The sequence below is a fragment of the Actinopolymorpha pittospori genome (assembly GCF_014873875.1).
GTDB classification, from domain to species: domain Bacteria; phylum Actinomycetota; class Actinomycetes; order Propionibacteriales; family Actinopolymorphaceae; genus Actinopolymorpha; species Actinopolymorpha pittospori.
Window position 1 is genome coordinate 5,800,211 of the sequence record NZ_JADBEM010000001.1, and the last position, 11,798, is coordinate 5,812,008.

The following is an 11,798-nucleotide window of genomic DNA, read 5'->3' on the forward strand; positions in this document are numbered from 1 at the left end:
TCCCGCACGGCCGCGTCCGGCCGTCCGTTCACGCGACGACCGGGGCGACCGGGCCGCCGGACGATCATCGTTCCTCGTAGTGCTCGTCGTAGTGTGCGCCGTGCGGTGCGTGCCGGTGCCCGTCGTGCAGGTAGTCGACGTGGTCCTGGTGCGAGACGGACGCGTGCCCGCAGACGGGCCCGTGCCGGTGCAGGTGGTCCTCGGCCTCGGTGTGGGGACGCCGGAGGGCGGCTCCCAGCGCCGTGCCCGCGACCGTGAGGACGAACACCGCGATGGCGGCCAGGACGATCGTCGCCCCTGACGGTGTGTCGGCGTAGTACGACGTGAAGATCCCGCCGACGGTGACCACGACGCCGATCACCATGGCGGCCGCCACGGTGCCGGCGAAGCTGCGGCCGAGACGTTGCGCGATCGCCACGGGCACGATCATCAGTGCGCTGACCAGCAGCAGCCCGACCACCCGCATGGACACCACCACGGTCACGGCGACCATGACGGCAAGGACGATGTTGACCGCGAGTACGGGCAGGCCGGCCGCGCCCGCGTACTCCTCGTCGGCGCCGACCGTGAAGAACAGGCGGGACATCCCGAGCGTCACGACCAGGACGACGGCCGCGAGGACGGCGAAGACCACGAGGTCACCGGGTGTGGTCGAGGTGATCGAGCCGAACAGGTAGGAGTTGAGGTTCGCCGGGGTGCTCCCGGGCGCCTTGGCGAGCAGGACCACGCCACCGGCGATGCCGCCGTAGAACATCACCGCGAGTGCGACGTCGCTGTTGGTCCGCCCCTTCGCCCGCATGAACTCGATCACCACCGCGCCGAGCACCGTGCAGACGAGGGCACTCCACACGGGCCCGGACCTGGTGAGCAGGCCGATCCCGACTCCGGTCAGCGCCACGTGGCCCATGCCGTCGCCGATGAGGGCGAGCCGTCGTTGGACGAGATAGATCCCGACCGCGGGCGCGGACAACCCGATGAGCAGGGCCGCGAGCAACGCCCGTTGCATGAAGTCGAACTGCAGGATTTCCATGGTCATCCCACGATTCCGAAGCTGTCGCCCGGCTCGGGCGCCGGCGGGGAGTGGGGGTCGGGGTCGGCGCCGGCGAACCGACGGAGCACCGAGGGGGTGGGTGGGCCGTCGTAGGCGACCCGGCCGTGACCGAGGACGACCGTACGGCGTACGAGCGCGGCGATCGGTCCGATCTCGTGCGTCACGATGAGCAGCGTCACCCCCGTCGAGGTGAGCTTGGTCAGGGTCCTGGTGAGGATCTCCTGGTTGGCGACGTCGACGCCCGCGAACGGCTCGTCCATCACGAGCAGGTCGGGCTCGCCCGCGAGCGCCCGGGCGATCAGGGCCCGGCGCTGCTGTCCGCCGGAGAGCGTGGAGATCTGGGCGTGGGCCTTCTCGGCCAGGCCAACGGTCGCGATGGCGTCCGTGACGACGCCGCGGTCGGCGGAGCCCAGCCAGGGCATCAGCAGGGGGCGACGGGCGAGGCGGCCGGAGGCCACGATCTCCTCGACCGTTGCGGGTACCCCACCACCCACGGTGTGTCGTTGGGGGACGTAGCCGATCCGGGCGCGGTCCCGCTGCCGTGTGATCGGTGTCCCGAAGAGTTCGAGTGATCCCGAGGAGAGCGGCACCAGCCCGAGGATCGCCCGCACGAGCGTGGACTTGCCCGAGCCGTTGGGGCCGAGCAGTGCGACGACGTCTCCGGGTACGACATCGAGGTGGACGTCGCTCAGCACCCGCTGACCCGCATAGGCGACCGCCCCGCCGCGGATACGCACGACGGGGGGCTGGGTGATGTCGGTGTGGGCGGTGCCGGAGGCACTGCCGGCCGGTCCGATGCTCACGTGCAGGCTTGGCCCTTCCGTAACGTGGCCAGGTTGGCTCGCATGACCGCGGGGTAGCTCGTCCCCGCGGACTGGTCGGTCAGTCCCTCGATCGGATCGAGGACGGTGGCCGTGGCGCCGGTCTCACGGGCGACCGTGTTCGCGACCGCCGGGCTCACCAACGTCTCGTAGTAGATCGTGCGGACGTCGTGGTCACGCACGAAGGTCGTGGCCTCGCGCAGTTGCGCGGGGGAGGGCTCCTGCTCCGGCGACAGCCCGGTGATGCCGACCTGGTGGAAGCCGTAACGCCTGGAGAGGTATCCGAAGGCCTCGTGGCTGGTCACGACGTCGCGGTTGCGGCACGTCGCGAGGCCGGTCCTGAAGTCGTTGTCCAGATCGGCGAGGTCACGCCGGAACTTCGCGGCGTTGTCCCGAAACGTCGCGGCCCGGTCGGGGGCGAGTTCGGAGAGTCGGGCCGCGATGCCGTCGCCCACCTTCGACAGTCGCTGCGGGTCCAGCCAGAAGTGCGGGTCCCGGGCGCCCTCCTCGCCGTGCCCGTGGTCGTCTCCGGGCGCGTGTTCGTGCTCGTCGTCCTCCGCGCCGGGAGGCACCGTCAACGTGAGGTTGGCGAACGGGGAGACCTCAAGGTTGTGGTCGTCCGCCTCCTGTGCTACCACGTCGTCGACGGCCGGTTGGAAGCCCTTGAGGTAGACGACGAGGTCGGACTGCTCGACGTGTCCGACGTCACGCGGTGTCAGCTCGAGATCATGGGGTTCGGCGCCGGGTTTGGTGAGGTTCGTCACCGTCGCGGTGTCGCCGGCGATCCGCTGGGTGGCGTACTGCAGCGGGTAGAAGGCCGTGATCACGGTGAGCTTCTCCCCGGGCTCGGGCGCGGTCGTACCCGAGTCGGAACCGCACGCGGACAGGATGGCCCCCGCGCAGACTCCGGACAACGCGACCGCGACGAAGCGCCGCGAGGAGGAGAACATGAGAATCATTCTCAACTTTTCGCGGGAGCCCTGTCAACTCCGGCCGCCGCCGCCCCTAGGTGGCGGCGATACGCAGGATGAGGGCGGCGCAACCGAGCGCGAGTGCGACCACCCGGATCACCCGGCGTCCCCGGTCGCCCTGGTTCCAGGCGAGATAGGTCAGCCAGGCCATCAGGGCCACCACGACACCGAGGCAGACAGGACCGTAGGGCGAGGGCGCCAGCAGACCCGCGACAAGAAGCGCGGCGAGGGCGGCGGTGACGAGCCATCGGGGCATCCGGTGCAGCCGCAGGACAAATGGGTAGCTCGCCCGCTCGACCTTGCGACGGAAACCGGTGGCGGTCGGCGCGGACGCCTCCGGCTGCGCACCCCTCGCCGACGCACCGGGGCGGCGGGAAGTGCCCGAGCGCGGCGTGACCCCGCCCCTGGGCCCGGGCGGGCGAGTCCGCGGCCCGGCGGCCTTGGACTGCTTCGACCTGGGTCGGTTGGACACGGTTCTCCTCGGGTGGCGTTGGGCACGTCGTCTGGTGCGACGATCGGTTCGTCCTCGATCCTCTCACCCACTGTGGGCGTACGGCACCGGTCCACGCCCAGACACCGGTAGCCTGATGCCCCGCGTCCCCGCCGACACCCAGCCGGATGGAGTGAACACGTGTCACCCGACCGCATCGACTCCCTCGTCAGCCTGTGCAAGCGTCGTGGCTTCGTCTTCCCCTGCGGGGAGATCTACGGCGGTACGCGGTCGGCCTGGGACTACGGTCCGCTCGGTGTCGAGTTCAAGGAAAACCTCAAGCGCCAGTGGTGGCGCGCGATGGTGCGCACCCGCGAGGACGTCGTCGGTCTGGACTCCTCGGTCATCCTGCCGCGAGCGGTGTGGGAGGCGTCGGGTCACGTCGACGCCTTCGTCGATCCGCTGACCGAGTGTCAGAGCTGTCATCGCCGGTTCCGCGCCGACCATCTCGAAGAGGCGTTCGCGGACAAGCACGGCAGACCACCCGCCGACCTGTCCGAGCTGGGCTGCCCGACCTGTGGCACGAAGGGCGCGTTCAGCGAACCCCGGATGTTCAACGGCCTGCTCAAGACCCATCTCGGTCCCGTGGAGAGCGCCGAGGGCCTGCACTTCCTCCGCCCCGAGACGGCCCAGGGCATCTTCGTCAACTTCGCCAACGTGATGGCCTCGGCCCGCAGGCGGCCGCCGTTCGGCATCGCGCAAATCGGCAAGAGCTTCCGCAACGAGATCACGCCGGGCAACTTCATCTTCCGCACCCGTGAGTTCGAGCAGATGGAGATGGAGTTCTTCGTCCCGCCGGGCAGCGACGAGGAGTGGCACGACTACTGGCTCGCCAACCGCTTCGAGTGGTACACGGGTCTCGGGATCAACCCGGACAACCTGCGGTTCTACGAGCATCCGAAGGAGAAGCTCTCCCACTACTCCAAGCGCACCGTCGACATCGAGTACCGCTTCGGCTTCGGCGGCAAGGAGTTCGACGAACTCGAGGGCGTGGCCAACCGCACCGACTTCGACCTCACCACCCACGCCGCGCGCTCCGGCGCCGACCTGTCCTACTTCGACCAGGACAAGGGTGAGCGGTGGACGCCCTACGTCATCGAGCCGGCGGCGGGTGTCGGTCGGTCGATGGTGGCCTTCCTGCTCGACGCCTACACCGAGGACGAGGCGCCCAACGCCAAGGGCAAGCTCGAACGTCGTACCGTCCTTCGCCTCGACCGCAGGCTCGCCCCGGTCAAGGCGGCGGTGCTGCCACTGTCCCGCAACTCCGACCTGTCACCGCAGGCCCGCAAGCTCGCGGAGAACCTCCGCGGCTCCTGGAACGTCGAGTTCGACGATGCGGGAGCGATCGGGCGAAGGTACCGTCGTCAGGACGAGATCGGCACACCGTACTGTGTAACGGTCGACTTCGAGACGTTGGAGGATCGCTGCGTGACGGTGCGTGAACGCGACACGATGACGCAGGAACGAGTGCCACTTGACGGGGTGGAGGTCTACCTCGCCGAGCGGCTCGTCGGCTGCTGAGGTAGGTCCGCTCGCTGCCGTGAGAACTCCCATGAGAAGAGCCTCGTTCCGCGCCCAGCTGGGTCGGCCTCTGCTGCGTCGTCCCGCCGGCCTGCTCGGTGTCGGGCTCGCCGGACTGGCCATCGGTCTCACCGCCGCCTGCGGTGGCGTCGAACCCTCCGCCGGGCCGGCGCCCTCGCTGCACTCACCGGAGCCGGCGGCTTCACACCGGGGCGACATCTCCCCGCGCCGGCTCACCGGAAACACCGACACACCGGACTCCACCCCGACGCCCACACGGACGCCGAGCCCCACGCCGACCATCACGATGACGCCGCTTCCCCAGCCGTCGAAGACCTATCCGGCGCCGGAGATGCCCAAGGAGCCCAAGGAGACCGATCCCGAGCTGGACCGGATCACCTACCGGCTGAAGACCATCGTCTGGGCCTCGGCGGGCGAGGTGGAGGAGAAGCAGACGACGTCGAAGTGCTCGAAGTCGGAGAACGACATCATCCGGGTGGGCAGCTACAAGTTCACCTGTGACGTGAAGCTCGACGGCGTCCAGACCCGGTTCGACATCTCCGCGACCGTCAAGGAGTCCGAGGTCAAGTGGACCTGGACGGCGGACGAGTTGCCGGTGACGGAGAAGAAGGCGGTCTATGAGGCGACGCGGCAGGCGTTCCGCCCCGCCCGGGTGACCTGCGACGTGGTCGACTTGGAGCTCGTCAAGGTCGGGGCGCAGACTGGGCTCACCTGCTGGGTGACCGACATCTACAACAAGCAGGTCTCCTACCGCGGCAAGCTGCTCCCCGCCGGTGCGCTCGCCTTCAGCCCCGACGCCTGACCACGGCTCTGACCAGGATCTTCGTTTCCGGATGACACAAACGCCGACAGCTCCCGTCCACCCCGACCAGCCTGCCCGTCCCGAACAGGCCGCGGCCACGCACCCGGACGCGGGGACCGCTCCCACGGCCGCGCCGGCCGGCTTCGCGTTGGGACCGATGACGGTCAGCCCGCCGGTCGTCCTCGCACCGATGGCCGGTGTCACCAACGCGGCGTTTCGGGCGTTGTGTCGCGAACAGGGCCAGGCCCCGCTGCACGAGCGGGCGGAGACGCCGCTTCCGGCGGGCGCCGGCGGCGTCTACGTGTGCGAGATGATCACCTCGCGCGGACTCGCCGAGGGCGACGAGACGACGCGCCGGATGCTGGTCTTCGACCCGGGCGAGAGTGTCCGCTCGGTGCAGTTGTACGGCGTCGATCCGATCTACGTCGCCCGCGCCACCGAGATCCTCTGCGGCGAGTACGGCGTCGCCCACGTCGACCTCAACTTCGGCTGCCCGGTGCCCAAGGTGACCCGGCGCGGCGGGGGAGCGGTGTTGCCGTGGAAGCGGAAGCTGCTCGACGCGATCCTGCGCTCGGCGGTCCGGGCGGCCGCCCCCTACGGCGTCCCGGTGACCATGAAGACCCGCAAGGGCATCGACGAGGACCACCTGACCTACCTCGACGCCGGCCGGATCGCCGAGGACGCCGGCTGTGCCGCGATCGCGCTGCACGGCCGTACCGCCGCCCAGCACTACAGCGGTGTGGCCGACTGGGAGTCGATCGCCGCGCTCGCCGCGCACGTCAGCATCCCGGTGCTCGGAAACGGCGACATCTGGGAGGCGTCCGACGCCCTGCGGATGGTGCGCGAGACCGGTTGCGCGGGCGTGGTCGTGGGTCGAGGGTGTCTTGGCCGGCCGTGGTTGTTCCGCGACCTCGCGGCCGCGTTCACCGGTGCGCCGGCGCCCGCGCTGCCCTCGCTCGGCGAGGTCGCCGCGATGATGCGTCGCCACCTCGAACTCCTCGCGGGACACATCGGTGAGGACCGCGGCAGCCGCGAGTTCCGCAAGCACGTCTCGTGGTACCTCAAGGGGTTCTCCGTACGCCAGCACCTGCGCAGCGATCTCGGCCTCGTGTCCAGCTTCGCCGAACTCGACGCGCTGCTGGCCCAGCTGGACCTCGACCAGCCGTTCCCCCTCGACGCGCTCGGCCAGGCCCGTGGCCGGCAGGGCAGCCCACGGTCGGTGACCTTCCCGTCCGGCTGGCTGGACGACCAGGACGGGCTCGGCACGGACCTCGCGGCGGCAGAGCTCGGCGTCTCCGGCGGCTAGTAGTACTTTGTTAGGTGTGTCGTTTCGTGTTCTGTGGTTGATGTTCTGACATGGTCGGTGCATGACTCCTGATCAGATAGCGGAGTTGCGGCCGAGGCTTGGCGAGTTCGCAGCCGACATGCTGGGTTGTCTTGCGCGTTCGGATCAGCGTGCCACGGGTGAGTTGTATCTGCGTGGCCTGTTGACTGATGGTCGGCGTAAGTCGATGCAGCCGATGGCGGAGCGGCTGGGTGTGGATCATCAGCGGTTGCAGCAGTTCGTCACCTCCTCGACATGGGATTTCACCGCGGTGCGGCGCAGGTTGAGCTCGTGGGCTGCGCAGGCGATTGGGCCGCGGGCATACGTGATCGACGACACCGGATTCCCCAAGGACGGGCCTGCCTCGGCGTGTGTGGCCTGGCAGTATTCCGGGACGTTGGGCAAGACCGCCAACTGCCAGATCGGGGTGAGTGTTCACGCGGTCAACGACACCTGCTCGGCGGCGGTTGACTGGCGGTTGTTCTGCCCGGAAAGCTGGGACGACAAGGCCTGGGATGATCCCGAGCAGGCCGAGAAGGTCCGCCGGAAGCGAGCCGAATCCAAAGTCCCTGACGACGTGAGGCATATCGAGAAGTGGCGGCTCGCGCTGGACATGCTTGATGAGCAGACCGAATGGGGGTCGCCGAGGCTTCCCGTCGTTGCCGATGCCGGATATGGGGATTGCACCAGGTTCCGGCTCGGCGTGGAAGAACGTGGTCTGGACTATGTGGTCGCACTCAAAGCCGGCACCAGCGCCCACCCCGGCGAAGCGGAGCCGGTGAGACCGCCACGTAACGGTGGTTGTGGCAGACGTCCCAAGCCCCACTACCCGAAGCCGGCATCGAGTCTGCGCGAGATCGCCATGGCGGCCGGCCGCGATGCCTACCAGGAGGTGGCGTGGCGGCAGGGGACCAGAAAAACGAAAGGTAATCCGAGTGCTGCCATGACCTCGAAGTTCGCGGTGTTCGTGGTACGTCCGGCCAACCGCGACATCCCTCGCGCAGACGATGGGACCTTGCCGGCGAAGCTGCTGCTGGTCGAATGGCCCGATGAGGCGAACGAGCCTACCGACTACTGGCTTTCTAACCTGCCTGCCGACACACCGATCGATCAGCTCGTCGACCTGGCAAAGATCCGGTGGCGGATCGAACATGACTACCGCGAACTGAAAACCGGGCTCGGACTCGACCACTTCGAAGGACGCTCCTGGACCGGCTGGAACCGCCACGTCACACTCGTCGCGATCGCCCAAGCTTTCTGCACCATGGTCAGACTCGACCCAAAACAGGATGCGCCGGCCTGAGCTTGTACGCAGTCGTACACGAGCTACAAATCGTGCTCGCCCTCATCGCCGGCGCATGCCCCACCTGCCGACAAGAAGTCACCATCGACCACATCGAAGCACTCGCCCCACCATGATCGACATGACAAAGTCCTACTAGGGTCTGTTGCGAAAGTGGGGTTGTCGGACTGGACGCGCCCCGCGGCAGTGGGCGTGTCAGGTCAGGCTCTGGGGGCCCGCTACCGCTGGGGACTGTCAGCTGCAATCGGGAGACTGCGCAGTGCCAGCGCGGTCGGCGGAGGCAGCGGCTGGTTGGCCGTGTCGGCGCGGAACGACTGGAGCAGGTAGGCCACCAGGCGCCGGGACGCTGCACCGTCACCCGGTAGGGCGGTCACCAGACCGCAGTGTGCCAACAGGACCACGGCGAGGTCGGAAGGGTGAAAATCGGCCCGCAGAGCGCCCGACGCCTGAGCCCTGCGTACCAGAGTTGTGAAGTCCCGCTCGGCTCGTTGTCGGGACTGCGCGTGTTCCGACGTGCTTTCCGGGAAGGCCGCGACGAACGCGGCCGGGAACCCGCGTTCCTCCCGTTGCAGAGCGCAGACCGTTTCGATCAGCTGCTGGAATCCCTGCCACGGGTCAGGGGCGGCCAGAGCCTCGGTGAGCGCCCGCACACAGGTGTCCATCTGCTGCGCGAACGCGCCCCGCACCAGGACGTCCCGGGTCGGGAAATGCCGGTACAGCGTCGCCACGCCGACTCCGGCCCGACGCGCCACGGTCGCCATCGGGGCATCGATCCCGTGCTCCGCGAAGACCGCACGGGCGGCGGCGAGGACGCGCTCCCGGTTGCGTCGCGCGTCGGCGCGCAGCCCGTCCTGGGCTGCGATCCGAGAGGATTCCACCATCACTGCCTCTTGCTTCGGGTCCAAACGGACGATTGCGTCCACTTAAGAGCCTACCGTCGGTGTTAGTTCCTTGTACGACCACCGGCGGCAAAGGCAGAACGATGAACGACCGCATGATGAAAGCTGTGCTCTACGACCGCTACGGCGGCCCCGATGTGCTGTACCTAGGCCGCGTGCCGCGCCCCGAGCCGACCGCCGGCGAGGTGCTGGTGAAGGTGCACGCGTTCAGCGTCAACGGCGGAGAACTGGCAGCCCGTGCCGGCCATCTCCGTCTCGTGGGCGGCCGGAAACCCCCCAAGCGTGTCGGCTTGGACTTCGCCGGCGAGGTCGCCGCGATGGGTGCCGGAGTCACGCGGCTCGCGGTCGGCGATCGCGTATGGGGGGTCTTGGGTCGCACGTCGGGGTTCGGCAGCGCCGCCGAATACGTGACCGTGCCCGCCGAGCGGGTCGGCAGGCTCCCCGACGGCTCGACCTGGTGGAAGCCGCCGCGCTGCCGGTGGCCACCACGGCCATTACCGCGCTGCGGGACAAGGCCGGGCTGCGCCCCGGCGAACGGCTCCTCGTCCGGGGCGCGGCGGGCGGCGTCGGCAACGCCGCCGTCCAGCTCGGACGGGCGTACGGCGCCGAGGTCACGGCCCTCGCCCGTGCAGCCAACCTCGACTTCGTCCGCGGGCTCGGCGCGCACAAAGCCGTCGACCACCGGACCGTGCGGCCGGCGGAACTGGGAGACTTCGACGTGGTCTTGGACACTGTCGGGACCGATGTGCGGGCCTATCGGCGCCAACTGAATCCCGGCGTGCGCATGGTTACCATCGCCTTCGACGTGAAACGGCCCGCTGCGTCGCTCGGCTACCTCGCGGCCAGCATGGTCCACGGACACGGCCGGGTGCGCTTCTTCAGCGGCAACCCCACGCGGGCGCACTTCGACGACCTCGCCCGCCATGTGGTCGAGGGAAAGCTGAGCCCTGCGGTGGACACGGTCTTCCTCCTGGAGGAGACCGCGGCGGCCCACCGGGCGCTGGAGGCGGGCGGCGTCCAGGGCAAGTACGTGGTCAGGGTCGCGTAGGACCCCTGTGGAGGTGCTGATCACAGCCACTCGTTGATGGCCGCCACGGGAGCCGAGTTTCCTGCGGTTCCGTACCTGGTCGGCCTTGTCTGGGATGGTGCAGCGGATTCCGCGGCGTCGCAGGTACGCGCGGTTCTTGCGGGAGGCGTACGCCTCGTCGGCCCGCACTCGCTCGGGGCGGACGCGTGTCCGGCCCGCCCCGACGCGGGGCACGCGGATCTTCTCCAAGACGGGTTCGAACTGCGGCGAGTCACCGCGCTGCCCAGCCGTGACCACGATCGACATTGGCTTCTGGCCCTGCTCGACGTCCCCGTGCCATGAATCACGATCATTCATGCTCCAAGATCCACTTTCGATACACGGCCTTAGGGCCAAGGCCTGTTTCCGCGGACTTCCGGGCGTGACCCCGCGCGCCCCAGGTGCTCATGACCTGTTCCGCGAGCTCACGCTGTGCACGTACAACCCAGCTGTGAACGGACGATTCCTTTTCGGCCGGCGGCGGTCTTCATTGTCGAAGGCTTCGCGGCGCACCGATGTCGTCGTCGCGAGGCGAGATGCCTGAGCGAGGAGACACGACGATGCCGAGCAAGCAGTCCGAAGCGGTCAGGCGGCACTGGGCGGCAGCCCGGCTGGCCATGGTGCGGCCGGATGCCGAGCAGCCTGACGACGAGTCCTGGGGGAACCTGACGGCCGAACCGCGCGAGGTGGACTACCTCGAGACCTCCGTCGAGACCTACCTCGAGACCTCCGTTGACGCCGACGAGCGCGCTCTGCCCGCGATGTGGGCAGTGCCGAAACACAGCACCGAGGATCGGGTGCTGCTGTGCATGCACGGCGGCGGGTACATCAGTGGCTCCATGTACACCCACCGCAAGATGTTCGCTCACCTCGCCAAGGCGACCGGGGCGCGGGCGCTGATCTTCGACTACCGCCTCGCACCCGAACACACCCACCCGACCCAGGTGGACGACGCGACCGCGGCCTACCAGTGGCTGCTCGCGCAGGGGATCAGCGCCGACCACATCGCCCTCGCCGGCGACTCCGCCGGCGGCGGACTGGCGATCAGCGCCCAGCTGCGCGCCCGGGAACGCGGCCTGCCGCTGCCGGCCGCGGCGATGCTGTTCTCGCCCTGGGTCGACCCGGAGGCCACCGGAGAGTCGTACGGAACCAACCGGGACCGGGACCCCTTCTTCTACCAGGAGTCCGTCCGCCTGTTCGCCGGCATGTTCCTGGGCGAGGGCGGCGATCCCCGCGATCCGTTGGCCAACCCGCTGTTCGCCGACCTCTCCGGCCTCGGACCGATCTACATCCAGGTGGGTGGGGACGAGACACTGCTCAGTGACGCGCGTCGGCTGGACGAGCACGCCCGAAAGGCCGGGGTCGACGTCCGGCTCGACGTCTTCCCGGACATGCCGCACACCTTCCAGATGGCCGCCGGTCGAGCGCCGGAGGCCGACATGGCGGTGCGGGCCATGGCCGAGTGGGTACGACCGAAGCTTCACCTGTGACTCGTTTCACTGCCAGAGGCGGAGGGGTGCCGGAGTGTG

General features: G+C 68.9%; 11 protein-coding genes and 2 pseudogenes. 7 read left to right on the plus strand and 6 right to left on the minus strand.

Features of this window, described 5'->3' with window-relative positions; translation table 11 throughout:
- Positions 1–64: 64 nt before the first annotated feature.
- From HEB94_RS27120 to HEB94_RS27135, 4 genes are read right to left on the minus strand one after another with little or no spacing between them, the layout of a single operon-like run.
- Positions 65–1,036: a metal ABC transporter permease gene (locus HEB94_RS27120; protein WP_337918019.1), complete on the minus strand. Its 972-nt coding sequence runs from the start codon at positions 1,034–1,036 to the stop codon at positions 65–67.
- Positions 1,033–1,854 (minus strand): metal ABC transporter ATP-binding protein, encoded by an 822-nt coding sequence (locus HEB94_RS27125; protein WP_337918020.1) that lies wholly within the window; start codon positions 1,852–1,854, stop codon positions 1,033–1,035. The genes HEB94_RS27120 and HEB94_RS27125 overlap by 4 nt, the downstream gene beginning before the upstream one ends.
- Positions 1,851–2,822 (minus strand): metal ABC transporter substrate-binding protein, encoded by a 972-nt coding sequence (locus HEB94_RS27130; RefSeq protein WP_192752516.1) that lies wholly within the window; start codon positions 2,820–2,822, stop codon positions 1,851–1,853. The genes HEB94_RS27125 and HEB94_RS27130 overlap by 4 nt, the downstream gene beginning before the upstream one ends.
- Before the next feature lie 55 nt (positions 2,823–2,877).
- Entirely contained in the window at positions 2,878–3,315 is a 438-nt protein-coding gene (locus HEB94_RS27135) for a DUF6703 family protein (protein WP_192752517.1), read from the minus strand.
- A gap of 159 nt (positions 3,316–3,474) precedes the next feature.
- Between HEB94_RS27135 and HEB94_RS27140 the strand changes: the two genes are divergently transcribed.
- The 4 genes from HEB94_RS27140 (at position 3,475) to HEB94_RS27155 (ending at position 8,304) form a co-directional block, all read left to right on the plus strand.
- Positions 3,475–4,854, plus strand: coding sequence for a glycine--tRNA ligase (locus HEB94_RS27140; protein WP_192752518.1), 1,380 nt, complete (start codon positions 3,475–3,477; stop codon positions 4,852–4,854).
- Between the two features lie 31 nt (positions 4,855–4,885).
- Entirely contained in the window at positions 4,886–5,677 is a 792-nt protein-coding gene (locus HEB94_RS27145; protein WP_192752519.1) for a hypothetical protein, read from the plus strand.
- A gap of 157 nt (positions 5,678–5,834) precedes the next feature.
- A complete protein-coding gene (gene dusB, locus HEB94_RS27150; protein ID WP_192756696.1) occupies positions 5,835–6,983 on the plus strand; it encodes a tRNA dihydrouridine synthase DusB in 1,149 nt (382 codons plus the stop codon).
- 61 nt (positions 6,984–7,044) lie between these two features.
- Positions 7,045–8,304 (plus strand): IS701 family transposase, encoded by a 1,260-nt coding sequence (locus HEB94_RS27155; protein ID WP_192752520.1) that lies wholly within the window; start codon positions 7,045–7,047, stop codon positions 8,302–8,304.
- 218 nt (positions 8,305–8,522) lie between these two features.
- Here HEB94_RS27155 and HEB94_RS27160 read toward each other — a convergent pair whose 3' ends face one another.
- Positions 8,523–9,185: a TetR/AcrR family transcriptional regulator gene (locus HEB94_RS27160; RefSeq protein WP_192752521.1), complete on the minus strand. Its 663-nt coding sequence runs from the start codon at positions 9,183–9,185 to the stop codon at positions 8,523–8,525.
- Positions 9,186–9,301: 116 nt separating this feature from the next.
- On the opposite strand from HEB94_RS27160, the pseudogene HEB94_RS54790 reads away from it, so the two are divergent.
- A pseudogene (locus HEB94_RS54790) lies at positions 9,302–9,637 on the plus strand (alcohol dehydrogenase catalytic domain-containing protein); the annotation flags it as partial.
- Positions 9,638–9,660: 23 nt separating this feature from the next.
- On the plus strand, positions 9,661–10,251 hold the full coding sequence (locus tag HEB94_RS51140) for a zinc-binding dehydrogenase (RefSeq protein ID WP_337918021.1): 591 nt from the start codon (positions 9,661–9,663) through the stop codon (positions 10,249–10,251).
- 69 nt (positions 10,252–10,320) lie between these two features.
- Here the strand turns inward: HEB94_RS51140 and HEB94_RS54795 are convergent.
- A pseudogene (locus HEB94_RS54795) lies at positions 10,321–10,587 on the minus strand (transposase); the annotation flags it as partial.
- Between the two features lie 242 nt (positions 10,588–10,829).
- On the opposite strand from HEB94_RS54795, the gene HEB94_RS27175 reads away from it, so the two are divergent.
- Positions 10,830–11,759, plus strand: a complete 930-nt coding sequence (locus HEB94_RS27175) for an alpha/beta hydrolase (RefSeq protein WP_192752522.1) — start codon at positions 10,830–10,832, stop codon at positions 11,757–11,759.
- The last annotated feature ends 39 nt before the right edge of the window (positions 11,760–11,798 follow it).

Coding starts and splice junctions, on each gene's coding strand:
- HEB94_RS27120 (WP_337918019.1), bottom strand. CDS start 1,036: ATGACCATGGAAATCCTGCAGTTCGACTTCATGCAACGGGCGTTGCTC.
- HEB94_RS27130 (WP_192752516.1), bottom strand. CDS start 2,822: ATGTTCTCCTCCTCGCGGCGCTTCGTCGCGGTCGCGTTGTCCGGAGTC.
- HEB94_RS27145 (WP_192752519.1), top strand. CDS start 4,886: ATGAGAAGAGCCTCGTTCCGCGCCCAGCTGGGTCGGCCTCTGCTGCGT.
- dusB (WP_192756696.1), top strand. CDS start 5,835: ATGACGGTCAGCCCGCCGGTCGTCCTCGCACCGATGGCCGGTGTCACC.
- HEB94_RS27155 (WP_192752520.1), top strand. CDS start 7,045: ATGACTCCTGATCAGATAGCGGAGTTGCGGCCGAGGCTTGGCGAGTTC.
- HEB94_RS27160 (WP_192752521.1), bottom strand. CDS start 9,185: ATGGTGGAATCCTCTCGGATCGCAGCCCAGGACGGGCTGCGCGCCGAC.
- HEB94_RS27175 (WP_192752522.1), top strand. CDS start 10,830: ATGCCGAGCAAGCAGTCCGAAGCGGTCAGGCGGCACTGGGCGGCAGCC.